The following is a 17,753-nucleotide window of genomic DNA, read 5'->3' as shown; positions in this document are numbered from 1 at the left end:
TTAACCGGCCTGGCCGGGCGCCGCCTGCAGCCAACGGGACGCCAGGGTATCGGCGGACCGGGCGCTGTCGGTCACGTGCAAGGGATAGCCCCAGACCTTCTGCGTCAGCGGCGCCATCGCCTCGAGGGCGGCGCGCTTGTCCGGATCGGCTTCGATCATGATGTGTCCGCGCACCAGCGCCTGCAGGCGCTCCTTGTGCTGCTTGATCCACAACACCAGCTGCTTGCGCAGAGCCTGGTCGGGGTCGGCGGACAATTCCGGGGCGTCGGGGCTTATTAATACGAAGGGGCGTTCCTGGTCCAGGGCCTGCTCGAATTGCGCCAGGAATGCGGCCGCATCGGGCGGCACGCCGGGTTCGTAGACAAGATCGACCAGGGGGAAGCGTTGCAGATCAATATACATGGGGCAGCCCGATACAGTAATGATAATAATTATCATTACTGTATCTAAAACTGCCTGGCTTGTCACTCAATAGCGCAGCGTCAGGGTGTCCACGGCGGCTTTTTCGACCGCCTGCCCGCCGACGGCGTCGGGCTTGCATCCGAAGCGGCTGAACAATTCAAGCTGGTCCGAGTGGTGCGGGTCCGCCTTGCCCTGGGGATCCACGAAGCCGCTCTGGCCGGGCGCGGCCACCGAGCACATGCGCACGCCTTGCGGGTCCAGCACGACCTGGAAGCTTTCGCTGCCGGTGTTCAGATAGGGCCAGACGCGGCGCTGGTGGGCCGGGTCGCCCCAGGGCACGCCGATGGCATTGCGGGCGGCGAACAGCATGGGCCCGGCCGGCGCGCGCCACTTGGCCGCCTGCGCTCCCTGTTCCCCCTGCAGGCTGCGCGCCGCCTGTTCCAGGGCATCCAGCACCCACTCCCGGGCGGGGCGGCCCTGCAGGAAGTCGATGGTCTGCGGCACGCCCGAGCGCGGTCCCTGGATGGCGTTCCAGATCAGCTTGGCGGCGGCTGCGGGCTGGGCGCTGCGTGGATCGTCCACGCCCGGATACAGGCCTTTCTCGTAGCTCGCATAGACGCTCTCAGGCAGCCGGCCCTTCAGGAACACCGGCACGGCGGCTTTCATCCAGGCCTGCATGACGGCCGGGGCGCTTCCACGGTAATGCCGTCCGTCCTCGTCCAGGTGCAGCTTGTAGTCCCAGCCGCGCAGCTGGGCTGCCGCTTCGCGCGCCAGGGCGCTGGCGCGCGGCAGGTCGGCGGCCTGCTGGATCAGCGGCGCGAAGTAGCGCGCGTTCAAGTCCGAGCGGGCGCCCAGCTGGTCCACCGCCCAGATTTCCTCGTCGCTCAGACGCTGCTTGGCCTGCAGCGGGGCCAGCAGCTCCTGCACGCGATCCACATAGGAAAAGTTGGAGCTGTCGGCCAGCAGGCCGGCAAAGGCCTTGTTGTTCCAGCTTGCCACATAGCCCTGTTCGGGATTCAGCACCTTGGGGTTGTGCTCGAAGGGCAGGAAGCCCTGCCATTCCATGCTGCCGTCGCCGACGGCCGGGAACTGCACCGGCTGGCCCGCCGGGCGCTGCGGCAGCCGGCCCAGCGCGGCGGCGCCGATGTTGCGCTCGGTGTCGGCATAGAACCAGGTGATGGAGGCGCTGACGCGGGCGGCCTGGGCCATGAATTCGTCCCAGTTGCGCGCCTTGGCCGCCTGCGCCCAGCCCAGCAGAGTCTCGATCTCGCGGCCTTCCCAACTGCGGCGATTGGCGTAGGCGGTGTTGTTCCTGGCGTCCCAGGTGCTGACGAAGCCCTGGACCGAGCGGTACACGTCCAGCAGCACGTCGTCCTGGCCGCGCACCTTGATGCGCACCTGCTTGTGCTCCATGGGGCGCCAGGCTCCCCGATACCAATAGCTGTGGGGATCGCCATCCTTCAGGCGCAATTGATAGACGTCGTTGGTGTCCAGGGAGCCCACGGTTGAGCCCCAGGCGATGCGCCCGTTGGTGCCGAAGAGGATGGCGGGCAGGGCCACGGCGGTACTGCCGGTCAGGTCGTAGCCTGCGCCGTGCAGGCCCACGCTGTAGGTGATGGAGGGGGCGTACCAGCCTTGCTGCGGGCCATTGTACAGCACGGCGTGGCCGTGCGTGGTCTTGGCCGGCCCCAGCACCCAGGCGTTGCTGGCGGTGGGCGTGCCGTTGGCTACGGCGGGCCCCAGGGCGACGGACTGGCGATGCAGATAGTCGCGCGCGGCCTGGGACGAGAGCGCCTGCAGGGCGGCAGGCATTTGCGCCTGCGCCTTGCTTGCGGACTGCTGCGGGATGATGGTCGGGGCGGTTGGATCGTTCAGCCAGCGCAGCTGCCGGTAAAGCTGTTCGCCGCGGACCGGCCCTTCGGCCGCGCGCAGCGTCTCCAGCAGGCTCAGATTGGCCATTTCCGCCGTTCCGGCGAAGAAGCGGTTCAGTATCAGGCCCACCCAGACCATGGCGATGTCCTCGGGCTGCCATTCCGAGGGCTCGAAACCGTTGGCGATGAACTCCCTGGGCATCAGCGTGGCGGCCTGCGCCTTCACGTCGCGCACGCGCTGGGTGAAGCCGGCGGCGTAACCTTCGAAGATGGCGCGGTCCTCGGCCGGCAGGGCGGCGAGCTGGCGGCGTATGGATTCGGGGTCGAAGCTGCCGTGGGTGACCTTGTCCAGTTCCAGGTAATCCGGCCCCAGCACTTCGGCCACCGTGCCCCAGCCGGAGCGTTTGGCGATCTCCATCTGGTACAGCCTGTCGGTGGCCACCGCGTAGCCATAACCGTAGAACAGCCCGTAGGTGTTCTGCGCATAGATGTGGGGCACGCCGAAACTGTCGCGCTTGATGGTCACGCTGCGTTCGGCGGGCGGGGTGGCGGCGCAGGCCGCCAGCAGCAGGCTGGCGCCCAGGACGCTCAAAGTCAGGCGGCGCGGGGAGCGGCGAGGGGAATCCATGTCTCTGTCTCCTTGAATGTGCTGCGCGCTGTGCCGCGGCACTGTCTCTTATGCCATGAATATACCGTCAATATTATTTATACATATATATATCCACGAGAATATTTATAGAGGATTTCCCGAATCGGGCTGCAGCAGGGAATGAAAATTGCTAGAGGCACACATGACCTCAGACATGGGAGTACGAACATGGAACGTATCATTGCAGCGGAATTCGATACTTTCGAGCAGGCCCAGAAGGCGTTCACGGCCCTGCAGGTGTACGGCCTGGCCATGCAGGACATGCAGATCTTCTACCTGAAGCCCGGCGGCCAGCATGGCCAATATCCCATAGGAGGAGACAGGGCGACGGACAAGGCCTCGCGCGGAGGCGGCCGGGGGGCATTGCTGGGCGTGGCGCTGGGCGTGATCTCGGGCGCCCTGGTGGGCTGGTGGCTGCTGAGCCTGACCCAGTGGCCGCCGCTGGTACTCATTGCTTTCATCGCCCTGGGGGCCTATGTGGGCGCCATCTCCGGCGGTATCACGCGGCTGGGCGGGCGCGGCCGCCGCCGCGATCCCTTGAACCGGGTCTCGGGCGTGATGCTGGCCGCCCGGCAGGGGCAGGCCGACGAGCGCGGCGTGGTGGAGGTGTTGCAGAGCAACGGGGGCTATGCCATCGAATGGGCCCAGGGCACCTGGGCCGACGGCCAGTGGAAGGACTTCAATCCCACCCGCACCCCCCATTTGTATGACCTGCCGGGCAAGGGCCAGCACATCCACGAAGTGCGCAGCGGCTGAATCCGGGATTCAGTCCAGGCGGGTCAGGGTCTCCATCCAGAACGAGCGGCGCAACGCCAGCGTGGAGACCAGGATGTGTTCGCGCAAGGTGTGGGCGCCGTCGCCGTCGGCCCCCAGGCCATCGAGCGTGGGCACGCCCAGCGCCGCGGTGAAGTTGGCGTCGCTGGCGCCCCCGGTCATGGGTGCCTCTTCCAGCGCAAGGCCCACTTGGCGGGCGAATTCCTGGCAGCGGGACAGCAGCCCGGCGGTGGCTTCGGTGCGGGACATCGCCGGCCGGTTCAGGGAAAAGGTCACCTCCAGCTTCACGTCCGGATTGACGGCGCGCAGGGCCTGGACCCGTTCGCGCAGCGCCTCGGCCGCCTGCGCATCCGGGACGCGGAAGTCCGCCCGTATGCTGCAATGCTCGGGCACGACGTTCGGGGTCGTGCCGCCCGAAATCGTCCCCACGCTGACCGTCACCCCGCGCTCATAGTCCGTCAGAGCCTGCAGCGCCAGAACCTGGTGGGCGACTTCCTCGATGGCATTGCGGCCTTTCTGGTGCTGGATGCCGGCGTGGGCCGGACGCCCGCGGGCGGCGAGCTGAATGAAGCCCGTGCCCTTGCGGGCGGTGACGCAGCGGCCTTCTTCGACGCGGGCGGGTTCGCAGACCAGCGCATAGCGCGAGCGGCGCGCAAACGCCTCGGTATGAGGGCGGGACAGATGGCTGCCGGTTTCTTCGTCGGGCAGCAGCACCATGTCCACGGGCAGACGGGTCTGCCCGGCGACCGCGCCCAGGGCGGACAGCGCCAGACATACGCCGGCCTTCATGTCGTAGATGCCGGGCCCGTAGAGCCGGTCGTGCTCGCGCCGCACGGGATTCTTCTCCAGCGTGCCCAGCGGGTGCACCGTGTCGTAGTGGCCCAGGACCAATATGCCTTCGCGCTCGTCGCCGTCGGAGCGGTTGTGTATATGCAGCAGGGGAGCGCCGGCATCGCCCATGTCCACGGCCTGCACGGCCAGGCCCAGCTCGCGGGCGTCCTGGCTGATCAAAGCGGCCATGGCCTGCAGCGCGGCCTGGTCGTGGGAAGGGGATTCCAGCCTCGTCCAGCGTTCTATCTGCTGCACGAGGGCGTCGGTGATGGTGTCGGTGGTCATGGCGTGGTGTCGAGTGGTCGGATATGGTGGCAGGCGGCCTGGTGGCCGGTGCCTATGGTTTGCAGGGCGGGCGCGGCCTGGCGGCAGATGTCCGTGGCCAGGGGGCAGCGCGGATGGAAGGTGCAGCCCGGCGGCGGCTTCAGGGGGGAGGGGATTTCGCCCTGGATGGGGGCGAACTCGCGCCGCCGGCGCTGCACGTCGGGCATCTCGGCCAGCAGGGCCTGGGTGTAGGGATGCGCGGCATGGCTGAAGATCTCGGCCGTGGGCGCCATCTCCACGATGCGGCCCAGGTACATGATGGCCACCCGGTCGGAGATGTGGCGCACCACGCCCAGGTCATGGCTGATGAACAGGTAGGTGAAGCCGTGGCGGCTGCGCAGGTCCATGAACAGGTTGATGACCTGCGCCTGGATGGATACGTCCAGGGCGGCCACGGGCTCGTCGCACACCAGGAAGTCGGGCTGCACCATCAGGGCGCGGGCGATGCCGATGCGCTGGCGCTGCCCGCCCGAGATCTGATGGGGCAGGCGGTCGCGGTATTCGGCGGCCAGGCCTACTTCGGCCAGGGCCTGGTCCACGCGCGCCGGTATGTCCTGACGGGGCGCCAGCTTGTGCACGTGCAGCGCCTCGCCCAGGATCTGGTGCAGTTTCTGTTTCGGGTTGAGCGAGGCCTGCGGATCCTGGAAGATCATCTGCACTCCCAGCGTGTAGTCCAGCCTGTCCTTGGGGCCCAGGCCGGCCACGTCGCGGCCTTTGTAAAGAACCTGTCCCGCCGAGGGCCGGATCAGGCCGGCCACCATGCGGCCCAGGGTGGACTTGCCGCAGCCCGATTCGCCCACCAGGCCGACCACCTCGCCGGCGGCGATGCTCAGGTCGACGGTGTTGACGGCATGGACCGTCGGCAGCTCGGGCGCCTGGCCGAGGGCCTTCATCAGTTTGTAGGCCAGGTCCGGCGAGCGGCTGAATTGTTTGCGCAGGCCGCGCAGTTCGATGACGGGCGTCGTGCTCATGATGCCTCGTTGATCAAGGGGTGGAAGCAGCGGTAGTCCTGCCGCCCGTGGCGGCGGATCTCGGGTGCGGACTGGCCGCAGCGCTCGCTGGCGCGGGGGCAGCGGGGGCGGAAAGTACAGCCCGCCTCCCGGCCGGTCAGGGTGGGGGCCATGCCGTCGATCTGCTGCAGGCGCTGTCCGGGAACGGTGGCTCCGGGCATGGAGTCCAGCAGGCCGCGCGTATAGGGATGGACCGGCCGGGCCAGCACCTCGGCGACCGGGCCGTGCTCGACGATGCGGCCGGCATACATCACGGCCACCTGGTCGGCCAGTTCGGCGATCACCCCCAGGTCGTGGGTGATCCAGATCATGGCCGTCTGGTGCTCGCGGCACAGGGTCTGCATCTGGTAGAGGATCTGGGCCTGGATGGTCACGTCCAGCGCGGTGGTCGGCTCGTCGGCAATGATCAGGTCGGGCTGGTTCAGCATGGCGATGGCGATGGCCACGCGCTGGCGCATGCCGCCGGAGAATTCGTGCGGATACTGGTCCAGGCGGCTTTCGGGCGCCGGGATGCCGACCTGGGCGAGCGCTTCCACGCAGCGCTGGCGGGCCTGGCGGCGCGGGGTGCGCGGATGATGGGTCAGGATGGCCTCCATCATCTGCTCGCCCACCTTCAGCACCGGGTTCAGCGTCATCAGCGGATCCTGGAAGATCATGGCGATGCGGTCGCCGCGCAGCGCGCGCATGCCTTCTTCGTCCAGGGCGCGCAGGTCGCGCCCCTGGAACAGGACGCGGCCGGCGATGACCTCGCCGGGCGGGTCGATCAGGCCCAGCAGGGAAAAGCCCGTCACGGACTTGCCCGAACCGGATTCGCCCACCAGGCCCAGGATTTCGCCGCGGCGCACGGTCAGCTCGACGCCGTCCACGGCCAGCCAGGCGCCGTCTTCGGTATGGAAGGCCGTTTGCAGGCCTTCGACATGGAGTAGGGGTGTGTCAGGAGTCATTTAGCGTCGCGGGTCCAGGCTCTCGCGCAGGCGATCGCCCACGATGTTGATGGACAGGATGAGCAGCAGCAGGGCCACGCCCGGGAAGATGCTGATCCAGTAGTCGCCCGAAAGCAGGTATTCGAAGCCGCTGGAGATCAGCAGGCCCAGGGAGGGTTCGGTCACGGGCACGCCCACGCCCAGGAAGGACAGCGTGGCCTCCAGCGTGATGGCCGTGGCGATCTGTATCGTGGCAAAGACCATGATGGGGCCCAGGCAGTTGGGCATCAGGTGGCGCAGCATGATGCGCCAGGCGGGAAAGCCCAGGTTCTGCGCCGCCTCGATGTATTCCTTGCGGCGCTCCTGCAGGGCGCGGCCGCGCATGATGCGGGCGTAGTGGGCCCATTGCACCACCACCAGGGCGATGATCACCTTGTCGATGCCCCGCCCCAGCATGGCCAGCAGCACCAGGGCCACCAGAATGGTCGGAAAGCCCAGGATGAAGTCCACGCAGCGCATGACCAGGGTGTCCACCCAGCCGCCGCGGAAGGCGGCCAGCAGGCCCAGCAGCGAGCCGATCAGCGTGGACAGGATCACGGCGCCCAGTCCGACCAGCAGGCTGATGCGCAGCCCGTAGAGGATGGCGCTGAGCATGTCGCGCCCTTGGGCGTCGGTGCCCAGCCAGTAGACCTGGCCGTCCATATTGGTCGAGCCCGGCGGCAGGCGGCCGTCCAGGATGTCCAGCGAGAGCAGGTCATAGGGATTCTGCGGGGCGAACAGCGGGGCGGCCAGCACGATGGCGATCAGGATGGCCAGGGTCCACAGGCAGCGGCGCGCGCTGGGACGGGCGTGCAGGCGCCGCAGGATGCGGCGGCGCTGGGGCGTCTGCTGCAGGGGGGCTACCCGGGCGGGCGGGGTCTGGATGTGATTGGGGGTTTTCATATCAGGCGCTGGGCTCCATCAGTTGGACGCGCGGGTCCAGCACGGCATACAGGATGTCCACGATCAGATTGATCAGCACGAACAGCAGCGTGACCAGCATCACATAGGCCACGATGACGGGGCGATCCAGCTGATAGACGCTGTCGATCAGCAGCTTGCCCATGCCGGGCCAGGAAAAGACGGTCTCGGTGATGGTCGAATAGGCGATCAGCGAGCCGAATTCCATGCCGATCACGGTGACCACCGGGATCAGGATGTTGCGCAGGATGTGGCGGCGCACGATGCGGCCCGGACGCAGGCCCTTGGCGCGCGCAAAGCGCACGTAGTCCTGGCTCTGGGCTTCCGATACGCCCGAGGCCGTCATGCGCAGGATCAGCGCGATATTGGCCACCGCCAGGTTCACGGCGGGCAGGGCCAGGTGGCGCCAGCCTTCGGCGCTGAACAGGCTGAAGGGCACGCCCAGCACGTCCACCGTGGGACCCCGGCCGGAGGCCGGCAGCCAGCCCAGCCACACGGCAAAGAGCAGGATGAACACCATGCCCTGCCAGAAGTTGGGCAGGGAAAAACCCAGCACGGAGCCGCCCATGATGCCCCGGCCCAGCCAGCGGTCGCGGTACAGGCCGGCGACCAGGCCCAGCGGGATGCCCAGCAGGCAGGTCAGGGCGATGGCCACGGTCACCAGCTCCAGCGTGGCCGGAAAGCGCTGCAGGATCAGCTCCACGGCGGACACCCCGTGCACGAAGGAGGTGCCCAGGTCGCCCTGCAGGGCCCGGGAGAGGAAATGGAAATACTGCTGCCACAGCGGCAGGTCCAGGCCGAGGCGGGCGATCAGCGCGTCGCGCTCGGCCTGTCCCACGTCAGGACTGACCAGCAATTCGATGGGGTCGCCCACCGCGTACACCGCGGCGAACACCACGACGGACACGGCCAGCAGCACCAGCACGCTTTGCAACAGGCGGCGGACAATGAAAATGGCCAATGCGTTACTCCTTACTCATCAGTCCCGCGAGGGCTTACCGGGCAGGGCGCGCGGCCGTGGCCATGGTGCGCTGGTCGGCGCGGCCTTCATACTGGATGTCGCCGCGGTAGGCCCATACGCCGCTCTCGAAGTGCAGCGGGATGCTGGGCATCTCGTCCAGGGCGATCTTGACGGCCTGCTGCAGCAGGGCGCTGCGCTTGTCGTCGTCCAGCGTGCGCACCGCCTCCAGGTAGACTTTGTCCAGCTCGGGATTGGAGTAGCGGCCGTAGTTGCTGCTGCCCACGCCCAGCTCGGGGTTGCGGGTGGTGATCCAGTACTGCAGGAAGTTGCTGGCCTCGCCCGTCTCCGAGCCCCAGCCGCCCAGGGACGCGCTCATCTCCAGCTTGGCGCGCTTGGGGAAATACACCGAGCGGGTCATGGTGTCGACCTGGGTCTTGATGCCCACGCGGCTCAGGTACTGGGCCACGGCCTGGGTCAGCTGGGCGTCGTTGATGTAGCGGTCGTTGGTGGCCGACAGCGTCAGCTCGAAGCCGTCCGGGTAGCCGGCCTCGGCCAGCAGCTCCTTGGCTTTCTTGGGGTTGTACTCCAGCGGGGGCGCGCCTTCGATGGAGCCGAACATGCCCGGCGGGATGAACTGGTTGGCCGGCTCGGCCACGCCGTCCATGATGCGCTCGACGATGGCCTTGCGGTCGATGGCCAGCGACATGGCCTGGCGCACCTTGGCGTTCTGCAGCGGATTGTCGCCCTTGGGGGACTTGACCAGCGGGCTTTGCTCGCGGCCGGCGTCCAGCTGGAAGAACATGACGCGCACGGAGGGCTTGACGGTGTAGGCGAAGCCGCTGTCCTTGATGCGCTTGAGATCGCGCGCGGCCGGGTTCTCGATCAGGTCGAAGTCGCCGGCCAGCAGGCCGGTCAGGCGCGGACCGGCGGCGGGCACGGCTGTCATGCGCACCTGCTCCCAGGCGGGCGCCTCGCCCCAGTACTGGGGATTGCGCTCCAGCACGATGCCCGAGCCCTTCACATAGGATTTGAGCAGGTAGGGGCCGGTTCCCACCACCAGGTCGCCTTTGTTGAAATCGGCGACGGTGGGCCAGGGGCTGGTGACGCCGCAGCCTTCCTTGGGCGCGTAGCGCAGCTGCTCGTGCTTGGCGATGCCGCTCCAGATCATGGGCGCGCGGGCCAGCTCGTTGGGCAGCACGGGATAGGGCGCGGCGGTCTTCAGGCGCACGGTGTGGGCGTCGGGCGTCTCGATGGCCACGATGCGGCGGGCCACATTGGTCAGGCCCCCGCCGATGGCGGTCTCGTTGTTCAGGATGCGGCAGAAGCTGAACACCACATCCTGGGCGGTGAAGGGTTCGCCATTGGAGAAGCGCGCGCGCTCGTCCAGCTTGAAGGTCCAGGTCGTGTCGTCCGTGGCTTCCCAGGACTTGGCCAGCGCGGGCGTGAGCTTCATGTCCGGGCTCATGGCCACCAGGGGCTGGAAGATGTGATAGATCAACGCCTCATTGGGCGTGGTCTGGTGGTAGTGCGGGTCCACGGCGGTGGGTTCGGAAGCCAGGCCGATCTTCAGGGTCTGGGCGGAAGCGGCGCCCGCGAACAGACAGGCCAGGCCGGCGGCCAGGGTGGTGAGCAATGGCTTTTTCATGGGCAGCGAGTCCCCTATGTAATAGGTGTTATCGAAAACGAGGGCTTATTCTAGGAGGCGTCATGTTTCTATACAATTAGAATATTTAGAGAATGATTTGCCTGAATTAGAAAGCTTTGTGCGGGAAAACCCTAGACTTCCCTAGGGAGCAGGCCCGGCGCGGAATCTGGTTTTTAGGGAGAATTGGCGTGCAAAGCCTGGCTTTTAAATACTTTTACGAAGTGGCCCAGACCGGCAGTCTGAGCGCGGCCTCCGAGTCCCTGCACGTGGCGATCTCGGCCATCAGCCGGCAGATCTCCACCCTGGAGCAGCGCCTGGGCACGCCGCTGTTCGAGCGCAGCGCGCGCGGCATGCGCCTGACCGAGGCCGGGCAGTTGCTGCTGCGCCATGTGCGCCGCTCCTTGCTGGAAACCGAAGCCGCCTTCGAGCAGATCGCCGCCTTGCGCGGCGCCGAGCGCAGCCCCATACGCATCGCTTGCACGCAGGGCCTGGCCAACGAGCTCGTGCCGGGCGCCATCGCCGCTTTCGGGCGCAAGCACCCTCGTTGCCGCTTCCGCATCTGGGTGGACAGCGCGCGCGGCGCCACCGAGCGCGTGGCGGCCGGCGAGGCCGACATGGCGGTCACGTTCAGCACCACGCCCGCCGACCACGTGCAGGTGCGCTATGCGCACAGCGCGGCCGCCCTGGCCGTCATGTCCCAGACTCATCCGCTGGCCGAGCGCCGACGCCTGTCGCTCAAGGATCTGGTTGACTATCCCCTGGCGCTGACCGACGAGAACACCTCCACCTATCGCCTGTTCCAGCTGGCGTCCAACATGGCGGGCCTGAACCTGCAGCCGCGGGTGTTCAGCAATTACGCCGAGGCCCTGCATGCCTATGTGCGCGACAGCCAGGCGGTGCTGTTCGCCAGCTATGTATCGATCTCCGAGCGCCTGCGGCCCAATCGCCTGGTGGCCATTCCGCTGCGCAATACGGAAATGCATGCGCGCACCATACAGGTTCAGGTGATGTCGGGGCGCATTTTGCCGGATATGATGGAGCAGTTTATTGAGTTCATGATTCGTCGCGTGCACGAAGTCAGCGAGGCGGCGCCACGGTAATAGTCTGGCTTATTAAGCGTAGGCGCTGAATATTTTTATTTGCTCCTCTTCGTCGGCCAAGGCCTTTTTCTGCTGGATCCGTTCTATGTTCCATGCAATTTCGACATTGTGCACGGCCTGGCATGTTTCAGGGTTGAAGTGTTCAAGGGTATATCCCTAGGCCATGGCCGATTTACTCGCAAAATCGCTATGTGTACACTTCAAATCACTAAAACAAGGCAGGTAGTCGAAACCTTTTTTCGCTTCACGAGCCCACGGAGAAGACAATGAAGAAGATGGTTGCAGGTGCACAACTGGCCGGCGTGCTGGTGTTCAACACCCTGGCCGGCGCCGCCGTCGCAGACGGCGTGATCAAGATCGGCGAACTCAACAGCTACAAGACGCAGCCCGCCTTCCTCGGGCCGTACAAGAACGGCATGGAACTGGCGGTCGAGCAGATCAACCAGGCCGGCGGCATCAACGGCAAGCAGCTGCAGCTGATCATCAAGGACGACAATTCCAACCCGGGCGACGCCGTGCGCGCGGCCGAAGAGCTGATCTCCCGCGACAAGGTGGACGTGCTGACCGGCACCTTCCTGTCCAACATCGGCCTGGCCATCACGGACTTTGCCAAGCACAAGAAAGTCTTCTTCCTGGCCAGCGAGCCGCTGACCGACAAGATCGTGTGGGCGGACGGCAACCGCTATACCTTCCGCCTGCGCAATTCCACCTATATGCAGGTGGCCATGCTGGTGCCCGAGGCCGTCAAGCTGAACAAGAAGCGCTGGGCCATCGTCTACCCCAACTACGAATACGGCCAGTCCGCCGTGGCCACTTTCAAGACGCTGATGAAGCAAGCCCAGCCGGACGTCGAGTTCGTGGCCGAGCAGGCCACGCCGCTGGGCAAGGTGGACGCCGGGGCGGTGGTGCAGGCGCTGTCCGAAGCCAAGCCCGATGCGATCTTCAACGTGCTGTTCGCCTCCGACCTGGCGCGCCTGGTGCGGGCCGGCAGCCAGCGCAACTTCTTCAACAAGGACATGCCCGTGGTCAGCATGCTGACCGGCGAACCCGAGTACCTGGATCCGCTGGGCGAAGAGACGCCCGAGGGCTGGATCGTGACCGGCTACCCCTGGTATGCCATCGATACGCCCGAGCACCAGAAGTTCCTGCAGGCCTATCAGGAAAAGTACAAGGACTATCCGCGCCTGGGTACCATCATCGGCTACAGCGCCATCCTGTCGCTGGCCGCCGGCATCGAGAAGGCCGGCTCCACGGACACGGAGGCCATGATCAAGGCCTTCCGCGGCCTGGAGCTGATGACGCCGTTCGGCCCCATCACCTACCGCACCCAGGACCAGCAATCGACGCAAGGCGCCTATGTGGGCGTGCTGGCCAAGAAGGACGGCAAGGGCATCATGACCAACATCCGCTACGCCGACGGCAAGGACGTGCAGCCCACGGATGAACAGGTGCGCCAATGGCGCCCCGAAGCCGCCAATCAATAATGCAAGGGGGCCTCTGAACCAGGCCCCGCGTCGCGCGCCTTTGCGGGTCCGGATGATCCGCGGCGTTGTGAATCCTCGCGATGCCAAAGGCTGTCGCGGCGGTTTGCGCCTTGCACCTCATTCCGAAGCGCAAGTGCCGCTTTCCGACCTGGTTCATAGGCTCCTGGCGGCTCAGGCTTTTCTGTAGACCGGCGCGCCGGGGGGTGCGCCACTTCTTCTCACGCGAGGCAATATGGCCTTATCGGCTCTGTGGGTGCAGTTCCTGAACGGACTGGCCGAGGCATCGTCATTGTTCCTGGTGGCGGCCGGCCTGTCCCTGATCTTCGGGGTGACGCGCATCGTCAATTTCGCGCATGGCTCCTTGTACATGCTGGGCATCTACATCGCCTACTCCGCCGTGCAGTTCCTGGGCGGATCGGCGCTGGGTTTCTGGGGCGGCCTGATCGCGGCGGCCCTGCTGGTGGGCGCGCTGGGCGCGCTGCTGGAGATCGTGCTGTTGCGGCGCATCTACAAGGCGCCCGAGCTGTTCCAGCTGCTGGCCACCTTTGCGCTGGTGCTGGTCATCAACGACGCCGCGCTGGCGATCTGGGGGCCGGAAGACCTGCTGGGCCCCCTGGCGCCCGGCCTGAACGGCTCGGTGTCCATCGCAGGACGCTTCTTTCCCGTATACGACCTGGCCCTGATCGTGATCGGGCCGGTGGTGCTGGGCTTGTTGTGGCTGCTGCTGACGCGCACCCGCTGGGGGGTGCTGGTGCGCGCCGCCACGCATGATCGCGAGATGCTGGGAGCGCTGGGCGTGAACCAGGCCTGGCTGTTCACCGGCGTGTTCGCGCTGGGCGCGTTTCTGGCGGGCCTGGGCGGGGCGGTGCAGCTGCCGCGCCAGCCGGCCAACCTGCTGCTGGACCTGAGCGTGATCGGCGACGCCTTCGTGATCGTGGTGGTCGGCGGCATGGGCTCGATTCCCGGCGCCTACGTGGCCGCGCTGATCGTGGCCGAGCTCAAGGCGCTGTGCATCGCCCTGGGCACCGTGACGCTGTTCGGCGTCGATTTCGCCTTCCCCAAGCTGACGCTGGTGGTGGAGTTCATCTTCATGGCCGTGGTGCTGGTGTTCCGGCCCTGGGGCCTGTTCGGGCGGCCCCAGGCGGTCAGCCGCAATTCCGCGCCCATCGAGGCTCCGCTGCGGCCCAGCGGCCTGGCGTTCCGGGTCCTGGTCGCGGCGGTGCTGGCCGTCATGGCCGCGCTGCCCATGCTGACGCAATGGTTCCCCTATGCGCCCGTGCTGGCCCTGGACATCCTGGTCGTGTCGCTGTTTGCCATCAGCCTGCATTTCATGATGGGGCCGGGCGGCATGAACTCCTTCGGCCACGCCGCCTATTTCGGCCTGGGCGCCTATGCGGCCGCCTTGCTGCTCAAGGCGGCCGCCCTGTCCATGGGCTGGTCCATCGCCCTGGCGCCTCTGGTGGCCGGCGTGGGCGCGCTGGTGTTCGGCTGGTTCTGCGTGCGCCTGTCGGGCGTCTACCTGGCCATGCTGACCCTGGCCTTCGCGCAGATCATCTGGTCCATCGTCTACCAGTGGGACAGCTTCACGGGCGGCTCCAACGGCGTGGTGGGCATCTGGCCTTCCGAATGGCTGTCGGGCGACCGCTACTATTACTTCGCCTTGGCGCTGGTGGCGCTGGCCGCGCTGTTTCTGCGCCGGGTGCTGTTCTCGCCCTTCGGCTACGCCATGCGCGCCAGCCGGGATTCGGCCTTGCGCGCCGAAGCCATCGGCATCCCCGTCAAGCGCGTGCAATGGCTGACCTTCATCCTGGCCGGCACTTTTGCGGGCCTGGCGGGCGCGCTGTTCGTCTTTTCCAAGGGCAGCGTCTCGCCCGAGGTCATTGCGGTGAACAAATCGGTGGACGGTCTGGTGATGGTGCTGCTGGGCGGCCTGCAGACCCTGGTCGGTCCGGTGGTGGGCGCGGTGGTGTTCACGCTGCTGCAGGATTTCTTCCTGGGCATCACCCAGTATTGGCGAGCCTTGTTCGGCGGAGTGATCCTGCTGCTGGTGCTGGCCTTCCCGCAAGGCATTGCCGGTTTCTTCAAGCAATTGGCGGACCGCCGCGCGCGGCCCGCCGCCCAGGAGGCGCAGCCATGAGCCTGTTGCAAGTACGTGATCTGAAAAAGGCCTTCGGCGGCAACGTGGCGGTGGACGGCATCCAGTTCGACCTGCATGCAGGCGAGTTCCTGGCGCTGATCGGGCCCAACGGGGCCGGCAAGACCACCACCTTCAATATGGTGGGCGGCCAGCTCGCGCCCACGGCCGGCTCGGTACGGCTGGAAGGCCAGGAACTGGTGGGTCTGGCGCCACGCCGCATCGCTGCGCTGGGCGTGGGGCGCACCTTCCAGATCGCCGCCACCTTCGCCTCCCTGACCGTGGTGGAGAATGTGCAGATGGCCTTGCTGGCGCACCAGAAGAAGGTGTTTTCCTTCTGGCGTCCGGCGGCCCGATTCCAGCGCGAGCGCGCGCTGGAGCTGCTGGCCCAGGTGGGCATGCAGGCCCAGGCCGACCGGCCCTGCAGCGAACTGGCCTACGGCGACGTCAAGCGGGTGGAGCTGGCCATTGCGCTGGCCAACGATCCGCGCCTGCTGCTGATGGACGAACCCACCGCCGGCATGGCTCCGCGCGAGCGCAACGAGCTGATGCGCCTGACCAAAAAGCTGGTGATCGAGCGCAATATGGGCGTGTTGTTCACCGAACACAGCATGGACGTGGTGTTCGAGCATTCCGACCGCATGATCGTGCTGGCGCGCGGCCGGCTGGTGGCCGAAGGCGATGCGGACCATATCCGCAACCATCCCAAGGTGCAGGAGGTCTACTTCGGCACCGGCAAGACCTTCGAGAAAAAGGAAACGGCATGAACACGAGCCAAAGCGCAAATCCCGCCTCGCTGCCGGCGCAGGCCGGCCGGAACGATGCGGCGCAGCCATTGCTGTCGGTCCAGGACCTCAATGCCTGGTACGGTGCGGCGCACATCCTGTTCGACCTGTCCCTGCAGGTGCGGCGCGGCGAGGTGGTCGCCCTCATGGGGCGCAACGGCGCCGGCAAGTCCACGACCCTCAAGTCCATCATGGGCCTGATGGCCCGCTGCACGGGCGACGTTCACTTCATGGGGCAGGCCATCCATGGACGCCAGCCCTTCGAGATCGCCAGGGCGGGGCTGGGCTTCGTGCCCGAAGACAGGCGGGTCTTCGCGGACCTGACCGTGACGGAGAATCTGGAAGTGGGGCGCCAGCCCGCGCGCCGCTGGCCCGACGGTTCGGCTGCGCCGCACTGGCGTCCCGAGCGCCTCTACGAACTGTTCCCCAACCTGGGACGCATGCAGGACAGGCCCGGCGGGCAGATGAGCGGGGGCGAGCAGCAGATGCTGACCGTGGCCCGCACCCTGATGGGCAATCCCTACCTGGTGTTGCTGGACGAGCCGTCCGAAGGCGTGGCGCCGGTGATCGTCGAACAGATGGCGCAGATGATCCTGGAGCTCAAGCAGCAGGGCGTCAGCATCCTGCTGTCCGAGCAGAACCTGCATTTCGCCGAACTGGTCTCGGACCGGGCCTATGTGCTGGAAAAGGGGCAGATAAGGTACAGTGGCGCCATGCAGGAACTGGCCGCCAATGATGAAATCCGGCGCACCTACCTGACCGTTTGATGCGGGCCGTCTCTTGACCGGCCTGCCTTGCCCCAGGAGAAACGCATGCAAGAGACGACCCCCAATCCCCAGGCCGTGATCGATTTCTGGGTCCAGGCCGGACCGCAGAGCTGGTTCCGGAAATCCGATCAGTTCGACCAGCAGTTCCGCGAGCGCTTCCTGGACTGGCGCGAACGCGCCGCCAGGGGCGAGTTCGACGATTGGGCCGCCAGCGCGTCGGGATCTTATGCCTTGCTGATCCTGCTGGACCAGTTTCCGCGCAACGCTTTTCGCAACACCCCGCGCATGTACGCCACGGACGCCAAGGCGCTGGACCTGGCCAAGGCCATGGTGGCCCAGGGGCTGGACAAGCAGATCCCCGTCGAGCGGCGCGTCTTCTGCTATCTGCCTTATTCACATTCGGAGAGCCTGGCCGACCAGCAGGAAGCCGTGCGCCTGAACCAGGAGATCGGCCGGCCCTGGCTGGACCATGCCGAGGAGCACCTGGACGTGGTCCAGCGTTTCGGCCGTTTTCCGCATCGCAACACCATCCTGGGCCGCCAGACCACGGAGCAGGAAATGCAGTTCCTGCAGACTGGGGGCTTTGCCGGCTGATCTCCTTTTCCGGGGTCCCTGCGTCAAAACGAAGTTCTTTTTTGGGAGAACCCAGATGGCGAGCAAGAACACGATATGCCTGTGGTACGACGGCGCCGCCCTGGAGGCCGCGACCTTCTACGCCCAGACCTTTCCGGACAGCTCGGTGGGAGCGGTGCACCGGGCGCCCGGCGACTACCCGGCCGGCAGGCAGGGCGATATCCTCACGGTGGAGTTCACCGTCATGGGCATTGCCTGCCTGGGCCTGAACGGCGGCCCGGCCTTCAAGCACAACGAGGCGTTTTCCTTCCAGGTATCGACCGAGGACCAGGCCGAGACCGACCGTCTGTGGAACGCCATCGTGGACAACGGCGGGCAGGAAAGCGCCTGCGGCTGGTGCAAGGATAAATGGGGCGTGTCATGGCAGATCACGCCGCGCATCCTGACCGAGGCCATCGCCGATCCGGATCCGGCAGCGGCCCGGCGCGCCTTCGAGGCCATGATGGACATGCGCAAGATCGATATTGCCGCCATCGAAGCAGCCCGGCGCGGCTGAGCCC

The 17,753-nt window shown here is 66.5% G+C and carries 16 protein-coding genes; 8 read left to right on the top strand and 8 right to left on the bottom strand.

Translation table 11 applies throughout. The features are described 5' to 3' along the window. Nucleotides 1-402: a hypothetical protein gene (locus ACF3ND_RS14370; protein WP_394061580.1), complete on the bottom strand. Its 402-nt coding sequence runs from the start codon at nucleotides 400-402 to the stop codon at nucleotides 1-3. 66 nt (nucleotides 403-468) lie between these two features. Then, the gene (locus tag ACF3ND_RS14365) at nucleotides 469-2,901 is read right to left on the bottom strand and encodes a penicillin acylase family protein (RefSeq protein WP_394061578.1); all 2,433 of its coding nucleotides are present in this window, start codon (nucleotides 2,899-2,901) and stop codon (nucleotides 469-471) included. Nucleotides 2,902-3,090: 189 nt separating this feature from the next. Here ACF3ND_RS14365 and ACF3ND_RS14360 point away from each other — a divergent pair, with 189 nt between their 5' ends. Continuing rightward, nucleotides 3,091-3,678 carry a hypothetical protein gene (locus ACF3ND_RS14360; RefSeq protein WP_394061576.1) on the top strand — a complete coding sequence of 196 codons (588 nt, stop codon included), beginning with the start codon at nucleotides 3,091-3,093 and terminating at the stop codon, nucleotides 3,676-3,678. A gap of 9 nt (nucleotides 3,679-3,687) precedes the next feature. Here the strand turns inward: ACF3ND_RS14360 and ACF3ND_RS14355 are convergent, their stop codons facing one another. From ACF3ND_RS14355 to ACF3ND_RS14330, 6 genes are read right to left on the bottom strand one after another with little or no spacing between them, the layout of a single operon-like run. Continuing rightward, nucleotides 3,688-4,812, bottom strand: coding sequence for a M20 family metallopeptidase (locus tag ACF3ND_RS14355; RefSeq protein ID WP_394061574.1), 1,125 nt, complete (start codon nucleotides 4,810-4,812; stop codon nucleotides 3,688-3,690). Next, nucleotides 4,809-5,822, bottom strand: coding sequence for an ABC transporter ATP-binding protein (locus ACF3ND_RS14350; RefSeq protein ID WP_394061572.1), 1,014 nt, complete (start codon nucleotides 5,820-5,822; stop codon nucleotides 4,809-4,811). The genes ACF3ND_RS14355 and ACF3ND_RS14350 overlap by 4 nt, the downstream gene beginning before the upstream one ends. Further along, nucleotides 5,819-6,805: an ABC transporter ATP-binding protein gene (locus ACF3ND_RS14345; protein WP_394061570.1), complete on the bottom strand. Its 987-nt coding sequence runs from the start codon at nucleotides 6,803-6,805 to the stop codon at nucleotides 5,819-5,821. The genes ACF3ND_RS14350 and ACF3ND_RS14345 overlap by 4 nt, the downstream gene beginning before the upstream one ends. Next, the gene (locus tag ACF3ND_RS14340; protein WP_394061568.1) at nucleotides 6,806-7,726 is read right to left on the bottom strand and encodes an ABC transporter permease; all 921 of its coding nucleotides are present in this window, start codon (nucleotides 7,724-7,726) and stop codon (nucleotides 6,806-6,808) included. 1 nt (nucleotide 7,727) lies between these two features. Continuing rightward, nucleotides 7,728-8,705, bottom strand: a complete 978-nt coding sequence (locus ACF3ND_RS14335; protein WP_394061566.1) for an ABC transporter permease — start codon at nucleotides 8,703-8,705, stop codon at nucleotides 7,728-7,730. 34 nt (nucleotides 8,706-8,739) lie between these two features. Beyond that, entirely contained in the window at nucleotides 8,740-10,350 is a 1,611-nt protein-coding gene (locus ACF3ND_RS14330; protein WP_394061564.1) for an ABC transporter substrate-binding protein, read from the bottom strand. A gap of 188 nt (nucleotides 10,351-10,538) precedes the next feature. Here ACF3ND_RS14330 and ACF3ND_RS14325 point away from each other — a divergent pair, with 188 nt between their 5' ends. The 7 genes from ACF3ND_RS14325 (at nucleotide 10,539) to ACF3ND_RS14295 (ending at nucleotide 17,749) form a co-directional block, all read left to right on the top strand. After that, nucleotides 10,539-11,450, top strand: coding sequence for a LysR family transcriptional regulator (locus tag ACF3ND_RS14325; protein WP_394061563.1), 912 nt, complete (start codon nucleotides 10,539-10,541; stop codon nucleotides 11,448-11,450). 266 nt (nucleotides 11,451-11,716) lie between these two features. Next, nucleotides 11,717-12,934: an ABC transporter substrate-binding protein gene (locus ACF3ND_RS14320; RefSeq protein WP_394061561.1), complete on the top strand. Its 1,218-nt coding sequence runs from the start codon at nucleotides 11,717-11,719 to the stop codon at nucleotides 12,932-12,934. 232 nt (nucleotides 12,935-13,166) lie between these two features. Beyond that, nucleotides 13,167-15,071 carry an ABC transporter permease gene (locus ACF3ND_RS14315; protein ID WP_394061559.1) on the top strand — a complete coding sequence of 635 codons (1,905 nt, stop codon included), beginning with the start codon at nucleotides 13,167-13,169 and terminating at the stop codon, nucleotides 15,069-15,071. Beyond that, nucleotides 15,068-15,835 carry an ABC transporter ATP-binding protein gene (locus ACF3ND_RS14310; protein ID WP_394061557.1) on the top strand — a complete coding sequence of 256 codons (768 nt, stop codon included), beginning with the start codon at nucleotides 15,068-15,070 and terminating at the stop codon, nucleotides 15,833-15,835. The genes ACF3ND_RS14315 and ACF3ND_RS14310 overlap by 4 nt, the downstream gene beginning before the upstream one ends. Continuing rightward, nucleotides 15,832-16,620, top strand: a complete 789-nt coding sequence (locus ACF3ND_RS14305) for an ABC transporter ATP-binding protein (protein WP_394061555.1) — start codon at nucleotides 15,832-15,834, stop codon at nucleotides 16,618-16,620. The genes ACF3ND_RS14310 and ACF3ND_RS14305 overlap by 4 nt, the downstream gene beginning before the upstream one ends. A gap of 45 nt (nucleotides 16,621-16,665) precedes the next feature. Beyond that, nucleotides 16,666-17,214 (top strand): DUF924 family protein, encoded by a 549-nt coding sequence (locus ACF3ND_RS14300; RefSeq protein WP_394061553.1) that lies wholly within the window; start codon nucleotides 16,666-16,668, stop codon nucleotides 17,212-17,214. A 55-nt stretch (nucleotides 17,215-17,269) separates the two neighbouring features. Next, entirely contained in the window at nucleotides 17,270-17,749 is a 480-nt protein-coding gene (locus tag ACF3ND_RS14295) for a VOC family protein (protein ID WP_394061551.1), read from the top strand. Nucleotides 17,750-17,753 lie beyond the last annotated feature (4 nt).

Source organism: Alcaligenes sp. WGS1538, assembly GCF_043187505.1.
Lineage (GTDB): Bacteria > Pseudomonadota > Gammaproteobacteria > Burkholderiales > Burkholderiaceae_B > Alcaligenes.
This window is presented reverse-complemented; position numbering and strand designations above follow the sequence as displayed.